A 24,174-nucleotide genomic window follows, 5' to 3' on the forward strand; every position below is an offset into this window, starting at 1 on the left:
CGGAACCTTTGGGAGTATAAACAATGCAAGAGAATTATAAGATTCTGGTCGTGGATGACGACATGCGCCTGCGCGCATTGCTTGAGCGTTACCTTACCGAGCAGGGCTTCCAGGTTCGCAGCGTGGCTAACGCTGAGCAGATGGATCGTCTGTTAACCCGTGAATCTTTCCATCTGATGGTGCTGGATCTGATGCTGCCAGGCGAAGATGGTCTCTCTATCTGCCGGCGTTTGCGCAGCCAGAGCAACCCGATGCCGATTATTATGGTGACGGCGAAAGGCGAAGAAGTGGACCGCATTGTGGGTCTGGAAATCGGTGCCGACGATTATATTCCAAAACCGTTTAACCCGCGTGAGCTGCTGGCGCGTATTCGCGCTGTGCTGCGCCGTCAGGCGAATGAACTGCCGGGTGCGCCGTCGCAGGAAGAAGCGGTCATTGCGTTTGGTAAGTTCAAGCTGAATCTCGGGACGCGCGAAATGTTCCGCGAAGACGAGCCGATGCCACTGACCAGCGGTGAGTTCGCAGTGCTAAAAGCGCTGGTGAGCCACCCGCGTGAACCGCTGTCGCGCGATAAACTGATGAACCTGGCGCGCGGCCGTGAATACTCGGCGATGGAGCGTTCTATTGACGTGCAGATCTCACGCTTGCGCCGCATGGTGGAAGAAGATCCGGCGCACCCTCGTTATATTCAGACAGTTTGGGGTCTGGGCTACGTGTTTGTGCCGGACGGCTCTAAAGCATGATGCGAGTGCGTTTCTCGCCGCGAAGTTCTTTTGCCCGCACCCTGTTACTTATCGTCACCTTGCTGTTTGCCAGCCTGGTGACGACCTACCTGGTGGTGCTCAACTTCGCCATTTTGCCTAGCCTCCAGCAGTTTAATAAGGTTCTCGCGTACGAAGTGCGTATGTTGATGACCGATAAACTGCAACTGGAGGACGGCACGCAGCTGGTGGTGCCTCCGGCGTTTCGTCGTGAGATTTACCGCGAGCTGGGCATTTCGCTTTATTCCAACGAGGCCGCGGAAGACGCCGGCCTGCGTTGGGCACAGCATTACGAATTCTTAAGCCAGCAAATGGCGCAGCAGCTTGGCGGCCCGACCGAAGTGCGCGTTGAGGTGAATAAAAGCTCGCCGGTGGTGTGGCTGAAAACCTGGCTGTCGCCCAATATCTGGGTGCGCGTGCCGCTGACCGAAATTCATCAAGGGGATTTCTCCCCGCTGTTCCGCTACACGCTGGCGATTATGCTACTGGCGATAGGCGGTGCCTGGTTGTTTATCCGTATTCAGAACCGACCACTTGTTGACCTGGAACACGCCGCACTGAAGGTGGGGAAAGGGCATATTCCGCCGCCGCTGCGTGAATATGGCGCGTCGGAAGTGCGCTCGGTCACCCGCGCCTTTAACCAGATGGCCGCCGGGGTTAAGCAACTTGCCGACGATCGTACATTATTGATGGCAGGCGTCAGCCACGATCTGCGTACGCCGCTCACGCGTATTCGCTTAGCGACGGAGATGATGGCGGCAGAAGATGGTTATCTCGCTGAATCTATTAATAAAGATATTGAAGAGTGCAACGCGATTATCGAGCAGTTTATCGATTATCTGCGTACCGGGCAGGAGATGCCGATGGAAGTGGCCGAACTGAATGCGGTGCTTGGCGAAGTGATCGCCGCAGAAAGTGGCTACGAACGTGAAATCGATACCGGATTGAAAGAGAGCGAGATTTTCGTGCGGATGCACCCGCTTTCCATTAAACGCGCGGTTGCCAATATGGTGGTTAACGCGGCGCGCTACGGCAATGGCTGGATCAAAGTCAGCAGCGGCACTGAGCACAATCGCGCTTGGTTCCAGGTTGAAGATGACGGTCCTGGTATCAAACCGGAGCAGCGCGAACATCTGTTCCAGCCGTTTGTCCGTGGTGACAGCGCGCGCAGCACCAGCGGCACTGGCCTCGGGCTGGCGATCGTGCAGCGTATTGTGGATAACCATAACGGCATTCTTGAATTGGGCACCAGCGAGCGGGGCGGGCTCTGTATTCGCGCCTGGCTGCCGATCCCGATTGCCCGACTGAGTGGGCAGAACAAAGAAGCATAAAAAAACCCGCCATCTGGCGGGTTTTGTTTCTCTTGCGTAGCCAAATTACACTTTTGGCCCGGCGCTGACTAACGCGGCGCCGGCAGCGGTATCGGTGTACTTCTCGAAGTTTTCAATAAACAAGGCAGCCAGCTGCGCGGCTTTCTCCTGCCACTGCTCCGGGGACGCATAGGTATTGCGCGGGTCGAGAATGCGCGTATCCACGCCGGGCAGCGAAGTCGGGATTGCCAGGTTGAACATCGGCAGGGTAAAGGTTTCCGCATCGTCCAGCGAGCCATTAAGAATCGCGTCGATAATCGCCCGCGTGTCCTTGATAGAGATACGTTTACCGGTGCCGTTCCAGCCGGTATTGACCAGATACGCCTGAGCGCCGGCAGCCTGCATTCTTTTCACCAGAACCTCCGCGTACTGGGTTGGATGCAGCGATAAAAACGCGGCACCAAAGCAGGCAGAGAATGTCGGTGTCGGTTCGGTGACGCCGCGTTCGGTTCCGGCAAGTTTAGCGGTAAAACCCGAGAGGAAATGGTACTGCGTCTGGCTGGCAGTCAGGCGCGAAACCGGCGGTAGTACGCCGAAAGCATCCGCCGTCAGGAAGATAACCTTCGTGGCGTGGCCTGCTTTGGAGACTGGTTTAACAATGTTCTGAATATGGTAAATCGGATACGACACACGGGTGTTTTCCGTTTTCGACGCATCATCATAATCAATGCTGCCGTCGTCGCGGACGCTGACATTTTCCAGCAACGCATCGCGACGAATGGCGTGGAAAATATCCGGTTCAGCTTCTTCCGAAAGCCGAATGGTTTTGGCGTAGCAACCGCCTTCAAAGTTGAAGACGCCATCATCATCCCAGCCGTGTTCATCGTCGCCAATTAAGCGGCGTTTCGGGTCGGTAGAGAGGGTGGTTTTGCCGGTGCCGGAGAGGCCGAAAAACACGGCTACATCGCCTTTTTCACCGACGTTTGCTGAACAGTGCATCGAGGCGATGCCCTGTAACGGCAGCAGGTAGTTCATGATCGAGAACATACCTTTCTTCATCTCGCCGCCGTACCAGGTTCCGCCAATCAGCTGGATGCGTTCGGTGAGATTAAAGGCGACAAAGTTTTCCGAGTTGAGACCTTGCTCTTGCCATTGCGGGTTGGTGCACTTCGCGCCATTCATCACGATAAAGTCCGGCGTAAAGCTTGCCAGTTCTTCTTCGGTGGGACGAATGAACATGTTCTTCACGAAGTGCGCCTGCCAGGCGACTTCGGTGATAAAACGCACCGAGAGGCGCGTATCCGGGTTTGCGCCGCAAAATGCGTCAATAATAAACAGACGCTTTCCGGAAAGCTGCCGGGTTACCAGACCTTTTAAATGTTGCCAGATTTCAGGCGAGATCGGCTTGTTGTCGTTCTTGCCCTTGCCTTTATCGGACCACCACACGGTATCGCGGGTGGTGTCATCACGCACAATATACTTATCTTTCGGCGAACGGCCGGTAAAAATACCGGTGTCGACGGTGACAGCACCAGAATTCGTCAGCACACCACGCTCATATCCTTCCAGGTCTGGACGGAGCTCCTCCTGATACAGCGTATCGTAATCGGGGTTGTAGACGACATCCTGAACATCGTTGATACCATAAGCCTTGAGATCCTGCGGGGTTAAGCTCTTAACGCGCATGTCACTGCTCCTTAGCCAATATGTACTGCCTGAAATTGTAGGGTTGTTTTTTACCCGCTTACCGGGACGAGGCTCATAGATTTACCTAACTCGACAAACCCAGACTGACGGAAAACACTGTGATTGTGGTCACGTAACGAGACGGATTATGGCAAAAATAGCCTCATTTATGGGGTAAATGTTCCAAAAATGGCGTAAGACGACATTTTTAACCGCGGCTTTGTGACTGTAATCGCTTTCATGAAAGTAAGTTACGTAACACTTTCATTGTGGATTTTAACGGAAACGTGACGAGTCATGCAAAAACGCCGCCCGCAGGCGGCGTGAGGAAGGTCGTTTAGTGCACCTGCGGATCGGCAGGAGAAGCGTTGTTGCGGATCTCGGCAATATCCATCGCGTTAAACAGATAGTGGCTACCGCAATAGTCGCAGTGCATATCGATTTCGCCCTCTTCCGCGAGGATGCTATCCACTTCTTCGTCCGGCAGCGTCTTCAGCGCACCCGCGCAGCGTTCACGAGAGCAAGTGCATTTGAATTCCACATCTTGTGGATCATACAGCGTGACTTCTTCTTCGTGATACAAACGCCACAGCACATCTTCCGCCGCCAGCGTCAGCAACTCTTCCGCTTTAATGGTTTCCGTCAGCACAGCCAGATGCTCAAAATCTTCAGCCTGCGTTTCCTGCGCTGGCAATACCTGCAGCAGCATGCCGCCCGCTGCGGGCTGGCCATCAACCTCGTCGGTGCGGATAAACAAACGTGTCGGCAGCTGTTCTGAACGCAGGAAGTAATCTTCCAGGCATGCCGCCAGCGTATCGCCCTCAAGACCAACAACACCCTGATAACGCTCGCCCTCTTCAGGCGTAATGGTGATAACTAAATAGCCGTTGCCCACCAGCGTTTTCAGATCCGCATTTTCCGGTACATCGCCCTGAACACGCGCCACACCGCGCATTTGCTGGCGATTGTTACCGTTGATAACCGCCAGGCTCATCGGGCCATCACCTTGCAACTGTACGGTAATATCACCGGCAAATTTCAGCGTCGCGGTCAGCAGGCTGGTAGCGACCAGCAACTCGCCGAGCACCGTTTTTACCGGCAGCGGATAGTTGTGGTTTTCGAGGATCTGTTTCCAGGTATGGGAAACGGTCACCAGTTCGCCGCGAACAGCGTAGTTTTCAAAAAGATAGCGGTGTAATTGGTCTTGAATGGCCATGATTATCTCTCTTGCGGGTGAGCGTTATTCGCTATCACCTAATTTAAATTTTATGAGATCGCGACGTTCTTTCTTATCCGGGCGGCGATCGGGATGGGGCATGGTGAGCGCGTTAAGTTTGCGGGCCAGCGCCACTTTTTCGCGTTTCTCAATGCTTTCTGTCGTCTCTTCATACAGCTCGACAGCTTCATTTGCCGGGCGGCGCTGCTCCGTAATGCCTTTGATGATGACGGTTCGCTCATCATTTCCCTGACGTAGCGTGAGCGTGGCGTTCAGCTCGACGATTTTACTCGGTTTGCTACGCTGCCCGTTGTAATGCACTTTGCCGCCGTCAACCATTTCGCGAGCAAGGGCGCGGGTTTTATAAAAACGCGCGGCCCACAGCCACTTATCAAGACGAACTTCTTGCGCAGGCTGCTGTTTCATCACATCTCCTTGAGAAGTGAAGGGATCAGGCCACGGTAGTCATTGGTGCCTGGATGGCGCTGATAACATTTTTCCGCCAGCCCGGAATCTGGGTTGGTGACGCCCAGGCAGTAGCGGATGCCGAATTTCGCCGCTGCATCAAGAATCGGTTCGCTGTCATCGATAAACAGCGTCCGTTCAGGAGTGAGCCCAGTTTCATGCGCGACAGCTTGCCACAGACGCTGATCCTCTTTCGGATAACCAAATGTATGGGTGGAAAGTAATAAATCAAGGTGCGATGCAAGGCCTGTGTGCTCAAGTTTGACCGCCAGATTATGCGGGTGTGCATTGGTCAGTAAAATGCGGCGTTTACCGCTTTTTTGTAGCGCATTCAGAAACGGCACCGTATCTTCACGCAGCACCGCGCGCGGCCCTTGCTGGGTGGTCATGGCGCAAATATCCAGGCCCAGGCGTTCGCTCCAGTAATCCAGACAGTACCAGTTTAGCGTATGCTGCACAGCGTGATATTCCTGGCGGAGAACGTTCTGCGCTTCTTCCGGCGTTAAGCCTTGCTTGACGCCAAAGGTTTCCGGCACCAGTTTTTGCCAAAAGAAGTTATCAAACGCGAGATCGAGAAGTGTGCCGTCCATATCCAGCAGAACGGTATCAACGTCCTGCCATGCGATATCAAGGTGCATTAAAAACTCCAGCCAGAAGAAAACGTGCGACAGGTTAACACAGCTCGCACGACAGATCGTTAGCCGCTGAGGCTATCCTGGGTGGGCAGAAACTGGGGGTTCAGACAGCTGGCGTAATACTGCTGAATCTCTTCGATACGTGTGCGATTGCGCTGGTAACGGCGCAGCGCCAGCACACCGTTGTAGAGGCTGCAAATCACCATCGCGACCAGCAGAAGTGTGGTTCCCGCATAACGCCACAGGCCGCTGGCATCCGGCATGCGATGCAGGCTGATGTGCTTGGTGCCGTTTGCATCAGTATAGATATTGGTAATGATCCCTTCCGCGCGAAACGGCGTTTGCATCAGCATTTGCGCCAGCCGCTGGAATTCATTCCATTGTTCCTGCGCCGGATAGTCATACAGTGCAATCGGCGGCCAGGGCTGATCAACCAGCTCGCTGCCTTCTTCGCTGCTAATCAGAAAACCGCCCGGTGCCGGACTGTTCAGCGCCTGCGCCGCACGGGTGGTTTCCCGCATAATGAACGGCGCGGTAGAGGTGGTGACCAAATTATCCAGCGACTCGGCGCTTACCGGACGCAGCAATACGTTCACGCCGGTGAGTTTCCCGTCGCTGGCGCGTTTGGTCAGTGTTTCCCAGTCTTTACTGTTGCCGAGGTTGACCAGCGCGTTTTTCAAGCGCAGGCACTCATCTTCGGCGGCACACAAATCTTGGGTTTTCAGTACGATATCGGCAAAGTCATCCAGCAGCACCATGCCGGACTTCTGAATGGCTGAGCGCAGCACCGGGCTCACGCGGGAATCATCTTCGGTAGTGGGATGAAGCTGGCGGCTGACCGCCTGAGCAAGCGCGGTGGCTTTGTTCACAATATCGGATTCTGGCAACGGCAGTGGCGGGGCGTTGTTCCAGATAATTTGCGAGCAGTCGAACGGCGTAAACGGTGACGTCTGGCGCGAGGTCCAGTTACTTTGCATGTGGATATTACACATGCCGGTGCCGCTGATGCGCAGCGTATCACCAATCCGCAACCCGGCGGCTTCGAGCTGATTCACGCTACTGGCTTCAACGGTCTGCGCGCCTTTAATCCACGACACGGTAAATTTGATCGGCATATCCAGCGGCATCCAAATCAACAACATCGCCAGCACCACCAGTGAACCGATGGAAATAACCGCGCTGCGCACCCAGTGTTGCAGCGGGAAATTTTTCACTTCATCGTGCAGGGAGAGAAAACGCCCCTGCCGCACAACGTGGCGGTCGAGATAGATATCAATATCGGTTTGTTGGCCCAGATCCTGTGTTACGAAGGGCTGCCAGTGACGCGGATAAATCAGGTCGATAATACCTAACGAGATATTATTCATTTGCTCCTGATTATTTTCACCGAACAGCCCCCAGCGCTTTGGCGTGCCACGCAGACAATGAATCTCCCGCAGCGTGTTTTTAGCCGGTGGCGCATATAACCCCCAAAGCCCGGCGGCAAGCAGCAGCACGCCGCCACCCGCCAGCCATGGGATAAAGACGTCGGGCGAGGCCAGACAGAAGAAAAACAGCAGAAACGAGACCGAGATCAGCAGCGCTTCGCGCATGCCGTCCGGGCGGCTTAATGCGTACTCTTCCGACGTTTCCCGGCGAATATTCAGCAGCTCAATTTGCTCACTCTCTTCACCGCGGATCGCGGATTGGCTCGATGATACGCGCTCAAGTTCGCCTCCGCGCTCTTCATGCATATATTCGCTGAGCGTGTGCCCATTGAGCGAGATAACCAGCGGCATTGAGTCGGTGCGGATCAGTTCGACATTGTTCTCGTCAGTAATGTACTGCTCCCAGGAAGGGGGCAAATGGACTTCGACGGAATCAAGATAGTAGCGCCATTTATTCGGGGCGTCAGTGGTGATGCCATAGCGGGTGATGGAGTGCGTGACATACAGCACCGTGTTGCTATATGCGTTAAGGCTGATGGAAACAGGGGCAGCAGTCGCGCCGGTAGGGGCGAGATTGTTTTGCGTACGGGAGAGCGCTTCCAGGTAGCGTTCCGCCGTTTCACGCTCTTCAGGTGTTAATTTGCGGGTAGTCGCGCCGGTGAAAGCCTGTAAATACGGCAGTCGATACCGACGTTGCGACCTGAACCTGAAAATCCATCCGGCGAGGAATGCGCAGGCCAGCATAGCAGCGAAAAAAATCAAAATGGTGCTCATGCTTTCCCCATCTTACTTTTTCTAACAGGTGTAGTCAGTTGCACCCTTCCCGTAACTATCTAATGTGGTCGGCCGTTTAAGCAAGTAATTAACTTGAGTATTTTTAAGCGCATACCAATGTCAAAGAGAATAGCAAAACCACCCTAGCGGGAATATCAGCAAATTCTTAGTTTTATTTCAAGCTATTGACTTTTTGGTTAAATTGGGAATTGATTTCGAAGAGGTTGCAAGAATGTAAATTAGCGGCAAAGTACATTGCCCAAACAGTGCGTAGTGTCGCACAATAACGAAAGTTTCTCTGCAAAGACCGATAATAATGAGCGAATCATTGCAAAAACCCACCATTCTTAACGTAGAAACGGTCGCGTCTTCACGACTTTTTAACGTCGAAAGTGTGGATCTGGAATTCAGTAACGGCGTGCGCCGTGTTTACGAACGTATGCGCCCTTCTCTGCACGAAGCCGTGATGATTGTGCCAATTGTTGACGATCATCTGATTCTGATCCGTGAATATGCGGTTGGCACTGAATCCTACGAACTGGGATTTTCCAAGGGTCTTATCGATCCAGGTGAGAGTATATACGAAGCGGCGAACCGTGAACTAAAAGAAGAAGTCGGATTTGGCGCAAAAGAGCTTACTTTTCTGAAAAAACTCAGTATGGCGCCCTCTTATTTCTCCAGCAAAATGAATATCGTCGTGGCAGAAGATCTCTATCCAGAGTCGTTGCCGGGTGATGAACCCGAGCCGCTACCGCAGGTACGCTGGCCGCTGAAGCACTTGATGGATCTGTTAGAAGATCCCGATTTCAACGAAGCCCGCAATGTCAGCGCGCTGTTTTTGGTTCGCGAATGGCTAAAAGGGCAGGGGCGTCTTTGAACGCACAAAATAATAAATGAAAAGGGCGCATTCGCGCCCTTTTTGCTGCCTGTCGGCCGGGACAAGCCCGGCAAAGATTTAAAACAGTTCGTGAGATTCGCCGTTATCCATTAACGTTGTGCCCACTTCATGAACCGCTTGCTGGGTTGGCTGCGTCCCTTCAATAAAGTACTCCTGGCGGCTGCTACCCCCGTTCGCCAGTTGGCCGGTGCTGCGGTCGATATTCACCGTCACCACGCCTGGCGGCGGCGTTAATGGCTCTTCAGGAACCCCTTCCAGCACAACTTTCATATACGCATCCCAGGCGGGTTGCGCGCTTTTCGCGCCGCCTTCGTAGCCGGATATCTGATCTTTAATCGCGCCGGACGCGCTAGTACGCCCCAAATCTCTGCGATGATCGTCAAAGCCGATCCAAACGGAGGTTACTACTCCTGGGCCATACCCCGAGAACCAGGCATCTTTCGAGCTGTTCGTGGTCCCGGTTTTTCCGCCAATATCATTACGTTTGAGATCACGACCTGCACGCCAGCCAGTACCCTGCCAGCCGGGTTCGCCAAAGACGTTACTGTTGAGCGCGCTTTTGATCAAAAACGACAGCGGGGTACTAATAACATGCGGTGCGTACTCTTCGGCGCCGCTTCTTTGCACCAGCGCTTGGTTGGCTTGTTCAAGCTGTGGCTGCGGTACTGCCGCGTTCTGTTGCTCTTGTGAGGTGGCGACGTTTTCCATGTCTTTGTTTTCCAGCACATTCGATTTCGGCGTATCGCCGTAAATCACCGGAATATCACAATCGGCACAGGCGACTTTTGGACGTACTTCAAACAGCACATTGCCCTGATCGTTTTCGATTTTAGTAATGAAATACGGATCGATCAGGAAGCCACCGTTTGCCATGACCGAATAGCCACGGGCAACCTGCATTGGCGTAAAGGAAGCAGAGCCCAGCGCCAGCGATTCGGTATGAACAATGTTTTGCGCCGGGAAGCCAAAACGTTGCAGATATTCCGCCGCGTAATCGACTCCCATCGCGCGCATTGCACGTACCATCACTACGTTTTTCGACTGCCCCAACCCCTGGCGTAAACGAATCGGACCGGCATACTCGTCCGGCGAGTTTTTGGGTCGCCAGTCGGAGCCTGCGCCTGCATCCCAGCGGGAAATTGGCGCATCATTCAGAATGCTCGCCAGTGTCAGGCCTTTATCCATTGCCGCGGTGTAAAGGAATGGCTTGATGTTAGAGCCCACCTGACGCAGCGCCTGCGTCGCACGGTTAAACTTGCTCTGGTTAAAATCGAAACCGCCAACCAGCGCCAATACTGCGCCGTTACGCGGGTTGATGGAAACCAGCGCAGAGTTAACATCTGGCACCTGCGCCAGCCACCAGGCGTCATCGACCTGGCGAACCCAAATTTGCTGCCCGGCCTGCACCACGTCAGTGACTTTGCGCGGCGTCGCGCCTTGCTGCGTATCAGAACGATACGGACGCGCCCAGCGCATGCCTTCCATGCGCAAAGAAACCGATGTGCCATCAGACATCATCGCCGTTGCTTCCTGCGGATTGGCGCTGGTCACGACTGCCGGAGAGAGCGGGCCATAAGTCGGTAGCGTTTTCAACGAGTCGGTGATTTTTTTACTGTCCCACGCCGCTTCGCCCACTTTCCACAACACATTCGACGGGCCGCGATAACCGTGGCGCATGTCGTAATCCATCACGTTATTACGCACGGCGGCCTGCGCAGCCTGCTGCACTTTGCGGGTGATGGTGGTGTAAACGCGGTAGCCATCTTCGTAGGCTTTATCACCATAGCGATTGACCAAATCCTGGCGCACCATTTCGGAAAGGTAAGGTGCGGAAAAAGCGATTTCTGGCGCATGGTAATTGGCATCGATAGCTTCGCCGCGCGCTTGATCATACTGCTGCTCGGTGATGTAGCCTTCACTCTCCATACGTGCCAGCACAACGTTACGACGCGCGGTGGCGCGATCGAGTGAATAGAGCGGGTTAAACGTTGACGGTGCTTTTGGCAGACCGGCAATCACCGCCATTTCGCTCAACGTTAACTGATCGACCGTTTTCCCAAAGTAAACCTGCGCTGCGGCACCCACGCCATACGCGCGGTAACCGAGGTAGATCTTGTTGAGATAAAGCTCAAGGATCTCATCCTTGGTCAGCAACTGTTCAATGCGGATCGCCAGGAACACCTCTTTAAGCTTACGCATCAGCGTGCGTTCCGGGCTTAAGAAAAAGTTACGTGCCAGCTGTTGGGTAATCGTACTTGCGCCCTGCGACGCGCGCCCGGAAAACATCGCCACGCTGGCTGCGCGGAAAATCCCCACCGGATCGACACCGTGATGTTCATAAAAACGGCTATCTTCCGTGGCGATAAACGCTTTAACCATCTCAGGCGGAATTTGATTCAGCGTCAGCGGAATACGGCGTTTTTCGCCATATTGCGCGATCAATTCGCCGTCAGCGCTGTAGACCTGCATTGGAATTTGTAGTCGCACATCTTTCAGCGTGGCGACGTCAGGTAACTGTGGCTCAATATATTTGTACAGACCGTAAATCGAGCCTGCTCCCAGCAGAATGCAACATACTGCAAGGATGAATAAATACTTTACGAACTTCACTGGAGATTTCCCATTTAGAGTCATTTGGGCAGTTTATAAACAACCGCGCGGTAGTATAAAGGCAAGCCTGATGCATTGATATAGCGTCATCCAGCGAGACGATAAGGAGATCGGGATTTATGGCATTCAGGCACTGGCAAATTGGTTTGCATATTCAACAAGATGGCATCTTCATTGTCGCCCTTGCCGCCGGGCGTCGCGGCCAGGCGCTGCGCCGTTGGTGGCATATTCCACTATCCCCCGGCGTAGTGGTGCAGGGGAGGATCAAAGCGCCGGACGCATTGCTCGTCGCATTGCGACCATGGCGGCAATCGCTACCGCAGCGTCATTGCGTACGCATGGCATTCCCCGCCGGGCAAACCCTGCAAAAAAAGTTGCCGCGACCGGCAATCAAACTGCGCGAACCCACTTTGACCAACTGGGTTTCACAGGCAATGGCGCGTGAGCTGGATATGGCGGAAAACGATCTCTGTTTCGACTTCACCGAAGATGAGCCAGGCAAAGCTTACGGCGTGACTGCTGCGCAAAATAAAGATGTGGCGGCACTGCTGGAGATAGCACAGACATTATCCCTTCATCTTTCCTCTATTACGCCAGATGCCAGTGCGCTGCAGCCATTGTTACCCTGACTTACGTCACCGGCTCGCTGTCTTGCGTGGTGCGATGAACGCCAGTGGTTATGGGCCACCAGAGAGAGTTGGGGACGGCGAGCGCGGGAAGAAGCCGAAAATGCGGCTCAACTTGCCGCTGTACTTGGGCTACCCGCTGACGAAATAGCACTGTGTGGTGAAATGCCCGGAGGATTTGACTGCTGGAGCGCTGTTCCTTCGCGCCAACCGCCTTTACCCGAAGCCGGGGAACGCTTTGCGATAGCGCTGGGACTGGCTGTTGCCAGGGGATACTGATGCAGCCCGTCGTGAATTTTCTCCCCTGGCGGCGTCAAAAACGGTTGCGTTGCATACGTCTTTGGGCCGCGATTCTTATCGCGACAGCGTTGATGATAGCGCTAGTCGGCGCAGTATGGCGGGCATCCGCTGCGGTTGACCTGCGTCTGACCACGCTGTGGCAACAATCCGATGCTGCCTTACTCGCAGGGTTGCATGCCGCCGAGCAGCCGTTGCAGCTTCGACGCCAGCGTTGGCAGCAGGCACAGGCGCAGCTATTACGGCGCCAGCGTACCCTGGCGTGGCGACAGACCTTGCTTACACTGGCGGAGAATTTGCCACCCAACGCCTGGTTTACCACCCTGCGTTGGCAGCAAAACCAGCTTGAAGTTTCAGGCATGGCCAGTTCCTTTCACGCATTAAGCGAGCTTGAGCAAAGGTTGCAGAAAACGGCAGGTTTTCAGCTACAACCCGCAGGCACGGTGGAGCGTGATGCTCAGGGGCGCTGGCAATTCCACTACCAACTGAACAGGGAGCGTGATGATGTTGCTCACCCTTGATATTTGGTCTGCTTTGTCGCTGCGAACACGGGTGCTGTGTTGGGTACTCTCCTCGCTTTGCGCGCTGGCTCTTTTATGGTGGCTGGCGATATGCCCGGTAAAAGAGGCACAGATGCGGCTGGTTACTCAACAACAGCAACAATGCACAGCGCTGCGCACGCAGTGGCAAAAGTTACACGCGCTGGTAACGCCGTCAGAATCATTGACCTTGCCGGAGCTTCGGATATTTAGTCCGCTGGATTTTCAGTCACAAGGGCGCCAGCTTGCGCGCTGGCAGCCTGCTCAGGGTGGTGGAGAGTTAGTGCTTGAAACCGGCTGGAAAGGCGTGGTTGAGACGTTTCCACTGCTCACGGAGCGTGGCATGCAGGTTCCTGCGTTTTCCTTAATGACCGGTGAGGGCGCGCTGAATTTTACGTTGCGAGTGGAGCAGGACAATGCGAACTAAACGTCTGTTATTGGCCGGGCTGCTCTGCCTGCTACTTAGCGGCATGCGCGATCCTTTCCAACCACCGCCAGATACATGCCAAACCGCGCAGCTCGGCAATTGGCATTTTCACGGCGCGGTGACAGGCGATCAACCAATAGGGATCTTACGCGATGACACCGGGCGCTGGTATCGTCTGATCGCTGGCGAAACGCTGCCCACCGGATGGCGCGTTGTCGCTATCCACCAGGATGAAATGCTGATTGAGATTGGCGAAGAGTGCACTCCAGCGCAATGGCGCTGGCAACGAGAAGGAACTCAACATGCGAAAATGGATAGCGAGCGCGATGCTCTTTAGCCTGCCGCTTGCCGGCGCGCAGACATCACGTGTCGTCACAATGACCGTCGACGACGTGCCTGTCACCCAGGTATTACAGGCGCTGGTTGCGCTGGAGAAGCAGAACATGGTGATTTCACCTGAGGTCAGCGGCACGGTGTCGCTGAATCTCAAAGATGTTCCCTGGCAGCAGGCGTTACAAACCGTTGCCGCTAGTGCCGGATTAACGTTAAACCAGCAGGATAACATCTGGCAGGTCCATACCACGGCATGGCGGCAGCAAAAGCAGGCGGAGCAGGAGGCCGTTCAACGCCAGCGCAAACAGAACACACCCTTGCAAACACGCAGTTTTGTGTTGCGTTATGCCGACGCGGTGGAGCTGGCAAAAGCCGGGGAAAAACTGCTCAGCCCACAAGGGGCAATGACGGTTGATGCACGGCTTAACCGGCTACTGGTCCGTGATAATAAAGAAGGGCTTGCCGCACTGGAAAAATGGGTCGCACAGATGGATTTACCGGTCGAACAGGTAGAGCTGGCGGCTTATATCGTCACCATCAATGAAAAAAGCCTGCGCGAACTGGGAGTGAAATGGGGGCTGGCGCAGGATAAGCCCGCTGCGCGTGGGCAACTGAACGGAGTTTCTGCAGATCTGTCGGTTTCGGATGCCAGTACGCGCGTCAGCTTTAATATCGGCAGTATCAATGCCCGATTGCTGGAACTGGAGTTATCGGCCCTTGAGCAGAAACAACAACTTGAAATCATCGCCAGTCCGCGCCTGTTGGCATCTCACCGCCAGCCCGCGAGTATCAAGCAGGGGAGCGAAATACCTTATCAAGTTGCCAGCGGCGATAGCGGTAGCACGGCGGTGGAATTTAAAGAGGCGGTGCTGGGGATGGAAGTCACACCGACGGTGCTGCCCGATAACCGTGTAAGGCTGAAGCTGCGTATTAGCCAAAATATGCCGGGCCAGGTGCTACAACAAGCAGGGGGTGAGGCGATGGCGATTGACAAGCAGGAGATTGAAACGCAGGTCGAAGTAAAAAGTGGCGATACGCTGGCACTTGGCGGGATCTTTTCGCAAAAGAACTCTGCCGACAGTGCGCAGGTTCCAGGGTTAGGCTCGATTCCAGGCATCGGCAGATTATTTCGCCAGGACGGTAAAGATAATGAGCGTCGCGAGCTGGTCGTGTTTATTACGCCCAGGTTGGCAGCGGTACATTAAATCTGCCGTAACTCCCCCTTTTTCAATGGAACTTGGTCCAGGTGTTTGACGTGAGACATGATTTAGCTTACAAGGAGTACCGATTTGAGCGTCAGTGGTCTCCGTCGAACAATGAGCAGCATGAAGGATTACGTGTTTATTCAGTTGCCAAACAAGCCGGAGTACTGAGATAATTTTCGATCTGACTCTCGCACTATCGCATATGAGGTTTCAGTTCATGTCCTGCTACGCCGATTATTTGCGAAGCGGGTTTATCATCAACGAATAGTCTTAGTAGTACCGAAAAAATGGCAGAGAAACGCAATATCTTTCTGGTTGGGCCTATGGGTGCCGGCAAAAGCACTATTGGGCGTCAGTTAGCTCAACAACTCAATATGGAATTTTACGATTCTGATCAAGAGATTGAGAAACGAACCGGAGCTGATGTGGGCTGGGTCTTCGATGTTGAAGGTGAAGAAGGTTTCCGCGATCGCGAAGAAAAAATCATCAATGAGCTGACGGAAAAACAGGGCATCGTACTGGCGACCGGCGGTGGCTCTGTGAAGTCTCGCGAGACCCGTAATCGTCTCTCCGCCCGTGGCGTAGTGGTTTATCTGGAAACCACTATCGAAAAGCAATTAGCTCGCACTCAACGTGACAAAAAACGCCCGCTTTTGCAGGTGGAAACGCCGCCGCGCGAAGTATTGGAAGCGTTGGCTGACGAACGTAATCCGTTGTATGAAGAGATTGCCGACGTGACCATTCGCACTGACGATCAGAGTGCAAAAGTGGTGGCAAACCAGATTATTCATATGCTGGAAAGCAACTAATTCTGGCTAAATTACACGCCTGCGGGTTTAAGCAACTAAGGTGGATGTCGCGTCATGGAGAGGATCACAGTCACTCTCGGGGAACGTAGTTACCCTATCACCATCGCGGCTGGTTTGTTTAACGATCCAGCTTCCTTCTCGCCCTTGAAGTCTGGTGATCAGGTTATGCTGGTCACCAATGAAACACTGGCTCCGCTCTATCTTGATAAAGTCCGCCATGTTCTTGAACAGGCTGGCGTGAAAGTGGATAGCGTGATTTTGCCCGATGGCGAGCAGTACAAAAGCCTTGCGGTGATGGACACGGTCTTCACCGCGTTGTTGCAAAAACCCCATGGGCGCGATACCACACTGGTCGCGCTCGGTGGTGGTGTGGTGGGTGATTTGACCGGCTTCGCGGCAGCCAGCTATCAGCGCGGCGTGCGCTTTATTCAAGTGCCGACCACGCTCCTTTCTCAGGTTGACTCCTCTGTTGGCGGCAAAACAGCGGTGAATCATCCTCTCGGTAAAAACATGATCGGCGCGTTTTATCAGCCTGCATCGGTGGTGGTCGATCTTGATTGTCTGGCTACGCTTCCTGCCCGCGAATTGTCCTCTGGCCTCGCGGAAGTCATCAAATACGGCATTATTCTCGACGGCGAGTTTTTTAACTGGCTGGAACAGAATATGGATGCGTTGCTGCGCCTTGATGGCCCGGCGATGGCGTACTGTATTCGCCGTTGTTGTGAACTGAAAGCAGAAGTTGTTGCCGCCGATGAGCGGGAAACAGGCTTACGTGCTTTACTGAATCTGGGGCATACCTTCGGTCACGCTATTGAAGCGGAAATGGGCTACGGTAACTGGTTGCACGGTGAAGCTGTCGCGGCAGGTATGGTGATGGCGGCGCATGCATCGGTACGTCTTGGTCAGTTCAGCAAAGCAGACACGCAGCGTATAAAGACGCTGCTGAAACGCGCAGGTTTGCCGGTACAGGGCCCGCAGGAGATGTCTGCGCAGGCTTACCTACCGCATATGATGCGCGATAAAAAAGTGTTGGCGGGAGAGATGCGTTTAGTGCTCCCGTTGGCCATAGGGAAGAGTGAAGTTCGCGGCGGAGTGTCGCACGACGTAGTACTTGGCGCTATTGCTGATTGCCAGCAGGCGTAACTATTAGAAAGGTCTGGTCACGCACTGCGTGGCGTTTAACTTCGGGCGAGATGCATGATGTGGCATACGCCTTTGTGTGGGGTGTTAAATGGATGAATTCAAACCAGAAGACGAGCTGAAACCCGATCCCAGCGATCGTCGTACTGGTCGTTCTCGCCAATCTTCCGAGCGTGTCGATGAGCCGCAGATCAACTTTGATGATGTTGATGTAGATGCGGACGAACGCCGCCCGTCTCGCAGCCGCCGTGCGCGCGATGAGCGTGAAGAAGAGAGCTATGAAGAAGATGAAGAGGCGTTTGACGAGGAGCGCGAAGAGCGCCGTCCGCGTAGGCGTAAGAAAGCGGCAGCCGTGAAACCCGCTTCCCGTCAGTATGTGATGATGGGCGTCGGCATCCTGGTTCTGCTTCTGTTAATCATCGGTATTGGTTCTGCGCTGAAATCCCCCGCACCCGCAACGAGCAATGAACAAAACGCCCCGGCGGAGAAAAATATCGATCTCTCCACAGGCAATAACAATGCCAGCAATACCGGTGCTGCAGATCAGGCGAATGGCGCACAGCCAGCACCTGCTCAGCAACAAACTTCTGGCAACGCGCCTGCACCGCAGGATGTCGCGCTGCCGCCCATTTCCTCTACGCCATCACAAGCTGAAGCACCAGCCGCGCCTGCGGGTCAGCAGCGTGTTGAAGTGCAGGGCGATCTGAACAACGCACTCACGCAGCCACAGAACCAGTCTCAGTTGGATAGCGCGGTAAATTCGACGCTGCCAACCGAGCCTGCAACGGTTGCGCCGGTACGTAACGGCAACGGCGCTGCTGCGCGTCAGCAACAATCTGCTGCAGCTGAAAACCATACTGCTACGCCGCGTACCGAACGCAAGCAGATGGTTATCGAGCCGAAGGCTGTTGCTAAAGAACCAGTGATGAAAGCGGAACCGAAAGCTGAATCCAAAGCTGTCGCTCAGCCGCCGAAACGTACTGAAACCGCTGCTACCGCACCGGTAAAAGCGCCTGCGGTAACGTCGTCACCCGTGCAAACACAGCCAAAAGCCGTGACTGCACCAGCAGCCAGCGCTGCACCTGCGGCAAGCGCTACGGCCTCCACAGGGAATGTTGGAGCGTTGAAATCTGCGCCAGGTAACCACTACACATTACAGTTGAGCAGTTCTTCGAACTCCAACAACCTCAATGCGTGGGCGAAGAAAGAGAACCTGAAAAACTTCGTGGTGTACCAAACCACACGTAATGGTCAACCCTGGTACGTGCTGGTGAGCGGTGTGTATGCATCAAAAGACGATGCGAAACGCGCTGTCGCGGCGTTACCTGCGGATGTTCAGGCGAAAAATCCCTGGGCCAAACCGATACATCAGGTTCAGGCCGATCTGAAGTAATGTATAAAGCGCAGGATGCTGTCGGAGCTTTCTCCACAGCCGGAGAGAGTGTAAGTAATCAGTCAGCATGAAAAAGAATCGCGCTTTTTTGAAATGGGCGGGGGGAAAATACCCCCTGCTGGACGATATCGGAAGGCATCTGCCACAGGGTGAATGCCTTATCGAGCCGTTCGTCGGCGCGGGTTCGGTGTTTCTCAACACGTCGTTCTCCCGCTATATCCTCGCTGATATCAACAGCGACTTGATTAGCCTCTATAACATCGTTAAAGACCAGCCTGATGAGTATGTGCGCCAGGCGCGGGCGCTGTTCGTTCCTGAGACGAACCAGTCTGTGGTTTATTACCAACTGCGCGCAGAATTTAACCAGTGCCAGGAACCTTTCCGGCGTGCGCTGCTGTTTTTATACCTCAATCGGCATGGCTACAATGGCCTGTGCCGCTATAATCTGCGCGGTGAATTCAACGTGCCGTTTGGTCGTTATAAGAAACCCTATTTCCCGGAAGCGGAGTTGTACCACTTCGCCGAGAAAGCGCAGAATGCCTTTTTTTATTGTGAATCTTACGCCGATAGCATGGCCCGCGCTGACCAGAATTCCGTGGTCTACTGCGATCCACCTTACGCCCCGCTGTCGGCGACGGCCAATTTTACGGCGTATCACACCAACAGTTTCAGTCTTGAGCAGCAGGCGCATTTGGCGGCGATTGCCGAAAGCCTGGTGCAAAACCGGATCCCGGTATTGATTTCCAACCACGACACGCTGTTAACGCGCGAGTGGTACAGTCAGGCAAAATTGCACGTGGTAAAAGTGCGGCGCAGTATCAGCAGTAACGGTGGTACACGTAAAAAGGTGGATGAGCTGCTGGCGCTCTATCGCCCGGCTCCGCGATAATTCGCATTCACCGCGCTGCCTGCCGAACCCTACTTTCTCAAGGAGATGCGGATGAAACAGTATTTGATTGCCCCCTCGATTCTGTCGGCTGATTTTGCTCGCCTGGGCGAAGATACCGCCGCCGTCCTGGCTGCGGGTGGTGATGTGGTGCATTTCGATGTGATGGATAACCATTACGTGCCGAATTTGACCATTGGCCCGATGGTGCTCAAAGCGCTGCGCAATTATGGCATCACCGCGCCTATTGATGTTCACCTGATGGTGAAACCGGTTGATCGCCTAATTCCCGACTTCGCCGCCGCTGGCGCAAGCATTATCACCTTTCATCCTGAAGCGTCCGAACACGTCGATCGCTCGCTGCAGCTCATCAAAGAACACGGCTGTAAAGCGGGGCTGGTATTTAACCCGGCAACACCGCTCAGCTACCTGGATCATGTGATGGATAAACTGGACGTGATCCTGCTGATGTCGGTAAACCCCGGTTTTGGCGGCCAGTCTTTTATTCCGCACACGCTGGATAAGCTGCGTGAAGTGCGTCGCCGCATTGATGCTTCAGGCTTTGATATCCGCCTCGAAGTCGACGGCGGGGTTAAGGTGAGCAACATCGGCGACATCGCCGCAGCGGGCGCGGATATGTTTGTCGCGGGTTCGGCGATTTTCGATAAACCCGATTACAAACAGGTTATTGATGAAATGCGTAGTGAACTGGCAAAGGTAAGTCATGAATAAAATGCAGTCGATTCAGGGGATTGCTTTCGATCTCGACGGCACGCTGGTGGATAGCGCGCCGGGTCTGACCGCCGCTGTGGATAGTGCGCTGTATGCACTTGAATTGCCGCAGGCGGGCGAAGCGCGCGTAGTAACCTGGATTGGTAACGGCGCAGATGTGCTGATGGAGCGCGCGTTTAACTGGGCTCGCCAGGAACGCAGCAGCCAGCGCGCGGCGCAAGGCAAGCCGGACGTGGGTAACGACATTTCACAAGAAGAGCAGATACGCATGCTGCGTAAGCTGTTCAGCCATTATTACGAAGAGACGGTGGAAGAGGGCAGTTTTCTGTTCCCGGACGTGGCGCAAACGCTAGCCTCGCTGCATGCCAATGGCTTGCCGTTGGCGCTGGTGACCAATAAGCCGACGCCGTTTGTGGCACCGCTGCTGGAAGCGCTGGGCATTGCGCAATACTTCACGTTTGTGGTTGGCGGCGATGATGTGGTGAACAAAAAGCCGCACCCGGAACCGTTGCTTCTGGTGTGCAAAAAGCTCAATATTCAACCTCATGAGTTGCTCTTAGTGGGTGATTCGCGCAATGACATCCTGGCCGCTAAGGCGGCAGGTAGCGCTTCGGTTGGTCTGACCTACGGTTATAACTACGGTGAAGCGATTACCGCCAGTGAGCCGGATTACGTGTTTGATCACTTCAAAGATTTACTGCCCGCACTCGGGCTTTCGCACAGTGAAAATCAGGAAATGAAAAATGACTAAGCCCATCGTCTTTAGTGGCGCACAGCCCTCAGGTGAATTAACCATTGGCAACTATATGGGTGCGCTGCGTCAATGGGTGAACATGCAGGACGACTATCACTGTATCTACTGCATCGTTGACCAGCACGCGATTACCGTGCGCCAGGATCCGCAAGCGCTGCGTAAAGCGACGCTGGACACGCTGGCACTTTACCTGGCGTGCGGCATCGATCCGCAAAAAAGCACCATCTTCGTTCAGTCCCATGTTCCGGAGCATGCACAGCTCGGCTGGGCGCTGAACTGCTATACCTATTTCGGTGAACTGAGCCGCATGACTCAGTTCAAAGACAAATCCGCACGCTATGCGGAAAACATCAACGCCGGTCTGTTTGATTACCCGGTGCTGATGGCGGCAGACATTCTGCTGTACCAAACCAATCAGGTACCGGTGGGTGAAGATCAAAAACAACATCTGGAACTGAGCCGCGATATCGCGCAGCGTTTCAACGCGATTTATGGCGATATTTTCAAAGTGCCTGAGCCGTTTATTCCGAAATCCGGCGCGCGCGTGATGTCGCTGCTGGAGCCGACCAAGAAGATGTCCAAATCGGACGATAACCGCAACAACGTTATCGGCCTGCTGGAAGATCCGAAAGCGGTAGTGAAAAAAATCAAGCGTGCGGTGACCGACTCCGACGAACCACCAGTGGTACGTTACGATATCGCCAACAAAGCGGGCGTTTCCAACCTGCTGGATATTCTCTCTGCCGTGACCGGCCAGGGCATTGCGGAGCTGGAACAGCACTTTGAAGGCAAAATGTACGGCCATCTGAAAGGGGAAGTGGCAGATGCCGTTTCCGGCATGCTGAGCGAGCTGCAAGAGCGTTATCATCGTTACCGCAATGACGAAGCCTTCCTGCAACAGGTGATGAAAGACGGCGCGGAAAAAGCCAGCGCACGTGCATCGGAAACCCTGAAGAAAGTCTACGAAGCGATTGGTTTCGTTGCTAAATCGTAATCGATAACAGAATAAAAAAGGGCAGGTTCTACCTGCCCTTTTTCTATTTTTAGAACCACTTAAGCTTATCGCGTAGCCCCACCACGCGACCAACAATGATCAGCGCCGGGCTTTGCACCTGCTGCGCCAGCTCGCCCAGTTGCGCCAACGCGCCGCTGACGACCTTCTGCTGCACGGAGGTGCCGTTCTCAACCAGCGCCACTGGCATGTCTGCCTGCATTCCGTGCGCCATTAATTGCGCCTGAATCGTTGCCGCCTGATTCAGCCCCATATAGAACACCAGCGTTTGCTTTTCCGCAGCCAAGTTGGCCCAGTCCAACTCGCCGCCGGTTTTCAGGTGGCCGGTCACCAGCCGCACGCTTTGCGCATAATCCCGATGGGTTAACGGAATGCCGGAGTAAGCCGAACAGCCCGATGCCGCCGTAATGCCGGGCACCACCGAAAAGGGAATTCCCGCGTGGCAGAGCGTTTCCAGTTCTTCGCCACCGCGACCAAAAATAAACGGGTCGCCGCCTTTGAGCCGGACAACGCGTTTACCGCTTTGCGCTTCGCGCAGCAGGATCTGATTGATCTCCTCCTGCGGCACGCAGTGGTAGCCCGCGCGTTTGCCAACAAAAACCCGATCAGCATCGCGGCGCACCAGGTTCATGATCTCATCGGAAACCAGTCGGTCGTAAACCACCACATCGGCTTGCTGGATCTGCTGCAAACCCTTTAACGTCAGCAGCCCTGCGTCACCAGGTCCCGCGCCAACCAGCACCACTTCACCACGGTTATCCAGCGGCTCGGCCAGCAGTTGTTCGGTAATTTTTTCTACTGCGGTGGTGTCCTGGTTCGCCAGCGATTGCGCCAGTCGGTCATTGACGAACAATTTCTCCCAGAAACGGCGGCGCTCGCTCATGCTGGCGAACTGCTTTTTGACCCGGCTGCGCAACTTACCCGCGAAATGGGCGACATGGCCCAGATGCTGCGGCAACAGCGATTCCAGTTTCTCGCGCAGCAAACGCGCCAGCACCGGCGATGTGCCACCGGAAGAGACCGCCACCATCAACGGCGAGCGATCAATGATCGACGGCATAATAAAGCTTGCCTGTTTGGGCGCATCCACAACGTTACAGAAGATACGGCGTTGCTCTGCGGCGTCGCTGACGCGTTGATTAACCGCTTCGTCATCCGTTGCGGCAATCGCCAGCCAACACATATCCAGCAGCGTTTCGCGAAATTCGCCTTCAATCAGCGTGAGCATGCCTTCTTCGGCCCAGACGGTGAACTGAGGAGCAAAAGTGAGTGCGTTGACGGTAAGCCGTGCGCCCGCATCCATTAACAGCCGGGCTTTACGTTCTGCGACATCGCCACCGCCGACAAGCAGACACTGGCGATCGCGTAGCTGGCAAAAAATTGGCAAATGATCCACGACATTACCTCAACATTTTAGTTATTCGCTGTAGCCTGGCTTGCCACTTGGGTGACCGCAGAAGGGCGCTCAGATTTCGGCGTAGCATACCAGTAACCTAACCCCATAAAAACTGCGCCAGAGAAAGTATTGCCAAGCGTTACCCACAGCAAATTGTGACCGATTCCCGAAAGGGTATACGCCTCGCTGTGATGACCAAACCAGGAGAGCGCGAAGAGTGTCATATTGGCGATGGAGTGCTCATAACCCGAGGCGATAAACGCCAGCAGGCACCACCAGATAGCGAGGAATTTTGCTGCGCCTTCGGTGCGGATTGCCATCCAGATAGCAAGGCATACCAGCCAGTTACACAGCGCGCCCTTAAAAAACAGTACCGTCGCGGGCGCGCTGGTTTTCGCCAGCGCTACCGCGTGCACCAGGCCCGTGTCGACGGGCAACAAACTGCCGCCGCCCCAGCTATACAGCAGCGCGACGAACACTGAGCCGAGCAAATTACCCAACCAGGTTTGCGGCAAAATAGCCCACATTTGCCCGTGGCTGATTGTGCCCGCTTTTACGCCCAGCGTCAGAAACATGGTGTGGCCGGTAAACAGCTCAGAACCGGCGATAATCACCAGCGTTAAGGCGATACCGAACGTCGCGCCCATCACCAGCGGGCGCAAAGCTGGATCGAGCAGGTTGCCAAGGGTAAAAATCAGGATGATGCCGAGCCCAACATAAGCGCCCGCCATGGCAGAGCTTATCCAGAAACCCAGTGGATTTTGTGAGGAGAGGCGAGCGATACGCGCAGCGTTAGCCGCGCACTTATTAATAGTGTCGGTAAACATGATGTTGATTATCCAA

Annotated in this window: 22 protein-coding genes and 1 pseudogene; 15 read left to right on the forward strand and 8 right to left on the reverse strand. The window is 54.5% G+C overall.

The genetic code is table 11. The annotated features are described in order from the left end of the window. Positions 1–23 precede the first annotated feature (23 nt). Both ompR and envZ read left to right on the forward strand, forming a co-directional pair. Positions 24–743, forward strand: a complete 720-nt coding sequence (ompR, locus tag E0L21_RS18110; RefSeq protein WP_001157751.1) for an osmolarity response regulator transcription factor OmpR — start codon at positions 24–26, stop codon at positions 741–743. Further along, positions 740–2,092 (forward strand): two-component system sensor histidine kinase EnvZ, encoded by a 1,353-nt coding sequence (envZ, locus tag E0L21_RS18115; protein ID WP_131411927.1) that lies wholly within the window; start codon positions 740–742, stop codon positions 2,090–2,092. The genes ompR and envZ overlap by 4 nt, the downstream gene beginning before the upstream one ends. Positions 2,093–2,137: 45 nt before the next feature. Here the strand turns inward: envZ and pckA are convergent, their stop codons facing one another. The 5 genes from pckA to E0L21_RS18140 all read right to left on the reverse strand — a co-directional run bounded on the left by pckA (position 2,138) and on the right by E0L21_RS18140 (position 8,274). Beyond that, positions 2,138–3,757, reverse strand: coding sequence for a phosphoenolpyruvate carboxykinase (ATP) (gene pckA, locus E0L21_RS18120; RefSeq protein ID WP_131411929.1), 1,620 nt, complete (start codon positions 3,755–3,757; stop codon positions 2,138–2,140). Positions 3,758–4,094: 337 nt separating this feature from the next. Beyond that, the gene (hslO, locus tag E0L21_RS18125; RefSeq protein WP_131411931.1) at positions 4,095–4,973 is read right to left on the reverse strand and encodes an Hsp33 family molecular chaperone HslO; all 879 of its coding nucleotides are present in this window, start codon (positions 4,971–4,973) and stop codon (positions 4,095–4,097) included. A 24-nt stretch (positions 4,974–4,997) separates the two neighbouring features. Beyond that, complete coding sequence (gene hslR, locus E0L21_RS18130; protein WP_131411933.1) at positions 4,998–5,399, reverse strand: ribosome-associated heat shock protein Hsp15; 402 nt, start codon at positions 5,397–5,399, stop codon at positions 4,998–5,000. Then, on the reverse strand, positions 5,399–6,076 hold the full coding sequence (yrfG, locus tag E0L21_RS18135; protein ID WP_131411935.1) for a GMP/IMP nucleotidase: 678 nt from the start codon (positions 6,074–6,076) through the stop codon (positions 5,399–5,401). The genes hslR and yrfG overlap by 1 nt, the downstream gene beginning before the upstream one ends. A gap of 59 nt (positions 6,077–6,135) precedes the next feature. After that, a complete protein-coding gene (locus tag E0L21_RS18140) occupies positions 6,136–8,274 on the reverse strand; it encodes an intracellular growth attenuator family protein (protein WP_131411937.1) in 2,139 nt (712 codons plus the stop codon). 316 nt (positions 8,275–8,590) lie between these two features. On the opposite strand from E0L21_RS18140, the gene nudE reads away from it, so the two are divergent. After that, positions 8,591–9,151, forward strand: a complete 561-nt coding sequence (gene nudE / locus E0L21_RS18145) for an ADP compounds hydrolase NudE (RefSeq protein WP_131411939.1) — start codon at positions 8,591–8,593, stop codon at positions 9,149–9,151. Positions 9,152–9,229: 78 nt separating this feature from the next. Here nudE and mrcA read toward each other — a convergent pair whose 3' ends face one another. Continuing rightward, positions 9,230–11,782 carry a peptidoglycan glycosyltransferase/peptidoglycan DD-transpeptidase MrcA gene (mrcA, locus tag E0L21_RS18150; protein ID WP_165501928.1) on the reverse strand — a complete coding sequence of 851 codons (2,553 nt, stop codon included), beginning with the start codon at positions 11,780–11,782 and terminating at the stop codon, positions 9,230–9,232. A gap of 119 nt (positions 11,783–11,901) precedes the next feature. On the opposite strand from mrcA, the pseudogene E0L21_RS18155 reads away from it, so the two are divergent. The 12 genes and pseudogenes from E0L21_RS18155 to trpS all read left to right on the forward strand — a co-directional run bounded on the left by E0L21_RS18155 (position 11,902) and on the right by trpS (position 21,917). Continuing rightward, positions 11,902–12,687 (forward strand): annotated as a pseudogene (locus E0L21_RS18155) (DNA utilization protein HofM). Beyond that, positions 12,687–13,226: a PilN domain-containing protein gene (locus tag E0L21_RS18160; RefSeq protein WP_131411943.1), complete on the forward strand. Its 540-nt coding sequence runs from the start codon at positions 12,687–12,689 to the stop codon at positions 13,224–13,226. Before E0L21_RS18155 ends, E0L21_RS18160 begins: the two are co-directional and overlap by 1 nt. Then, a complete protein-coding gene (locus tag E0L21_RS18165) occupies positions 13,207–13,671 on the forward strand; it encodes a HofO family protein (RefSeq protein ID WP_235855255.1) in 465 nt (154 codons plus the stop codon). Before E0L21_RS18160 ends, E0L21_RS18165 begins: the two co-directional genes overlap by 20 nt. Beyond that, complete coding sequence (locus tag E0L21_RS18170) at positions 13,661–14,008, forward strand: HofP DNA utilization family protein (RefSeq protein WP_131411945.1); 348 nt, start codon at positions 13,661–13,663, stop codon at positions 14,006–14,008. Before E0L21_RS18165 ends, E0L21_RS18170 begins: the two co-directional genes overlap by 11 nt. After that, the gene (hofQ, locus tag E0L21_RS18175) at positions 13,974–15,209 is read left to right on the forward strand and encodes a DNA uptake porin HofQ (RefSeq protein ID WP_131411947.1); all 1,236 of its coding nucleotides are present in this window, start codon (positions 13,974–13,976) and stop codon (positions 15,207–15,209) included. Before E0L21_RS18170 ends, hofQ begins: the two co-directional genes overlap by 35 nt. A gap of 287 nt (positions 15,210–15,496) precedes the next feature. Next, positions 15,497–16,018 carry a shikimate kinase AroK gene (gene aroK / locus E0L21_RS18185; protein WP_035892101.1) on the forward strand — a complete coding sequence of 174 codons (522 nt, stop codon included), beginning with the start codon at positions 15,497–15,499 and terminating at the stop codon, positions 16,016–16,018. A gap of 54 nt (positions 16,019–16,072) precedes the next feature. Continuing rightward, complete coding sequence (aroB, locus tag E0L21_RS18190) at positions 16,073–17,161, forward strand: 3-dehydroquinate synthase (protein WP_131411949.1); 1,089 nt, start codon at positions 16,073–16,075, stop codon at positions 17,159–17,161. Between the two features lie 88 nt (positions 17,162–17,249). Then, positions 17,250–18,551: a cell division protein DamX gene (gene damX / locus E0L21_RS18195; RefSeq protein WP_131411951.1), complete on the forward strand. Its 1,302-nt coding sequence runs from the start codon at positions 17,250–17,252 to the stop codon at positions 18,549–18,551. Positions 18,552–18,618: 67 nt separating this feature from the next. Beyond that, entirely contained in the window at positions 18,619–19,440 is an 822-nt protein-coding gene (dam, locus tag E0L21_RS18200; protein ID WP_131411953.1) for an adenine-specific DNA-methyltransferase, read from the forward strand. A gap of 51 nt (positions 19,441–19,491) precedes the next feature. Then, the gene (gene rpe, locus E0L21_RS18205) at positions 19,492–20,169 is read left to right on the forward strand and encodes a ribulose-phosphate 3-epimerase (RefSeq protein ID WP_017459856.1); all 678 of its coding nucleotides are present in this window, start codon (positions 19,492–19,494) and stop codon (positions 20,167–20,169) included. Continuing rightward, positions 20,162–20,920, forward strand: a complete 759-nt coding sequence (gph, locus tag E0L21_RS18210) for a phosphoglycolate phosphatase (protein WP_131411955.1) — start codon at positions 20,162–20,164, stop codon at positions 20,918–20,920. Before rpe ends, gph begins: the two co-directional genes overlap by 8 nt. Then, on the forward strand, positions 20,913–21,917 hold the full coding sequence (gene trpS, locus E0L21_RS18215; RefSeq protein ID WP_131411957.1) for a tryptophan--tRNA ligase: 1,005 nt from the start codon (positions 20,913–20,915) through the stop codon (positions 21,915–21,917). The genes gph and trpS overlap by 8 nt, the downstream gene beginning before the upstream one ends. A gap of 49 nt (positions 21,918–21,966) precedes the next feature. On the opposite strand, the gene cysG is transcribed toward trpS, so the two are convergent. Together cysG and nirC are read right to left on the reverse strand one after the other, a co-directional pair. Further along, positions 21,967–23,331, reverse strand: coding sequence for a siroheme synthase CysG (gene cysG / locus E0L21_RS18220; RefSeq protein ID WP_131411959.1), 1,365 nt, complete (start codon positions 23,329–23,331; stop codon positions 21,967–21,969). Positions 23,332–23,348: 17 nt separating this feature from the next. Then, entirely contained in the window at positions 23,349–24,158 is an 810-nt protein-coding gene (gene nirC / locus E0L21_RS18225; RefSeq protein WP_131411961.1) for a nitrite transporter NirC, read from the reverse strand. Positions 24,159–24,174 lie beyond the last annotated feature (16 nt).

Source organism: Kosakonia quasisacchari (genome assembly GCF_004331415.1).
In the GTDB taxonomy this organism is placed as follows: domain Bacteria; phylum Pseudomonadota; class Gammaproteobacteria; order Enterobacterales; family Enterobacteriaceae; genus Kosakonia; species Kosakonia quasisacchari.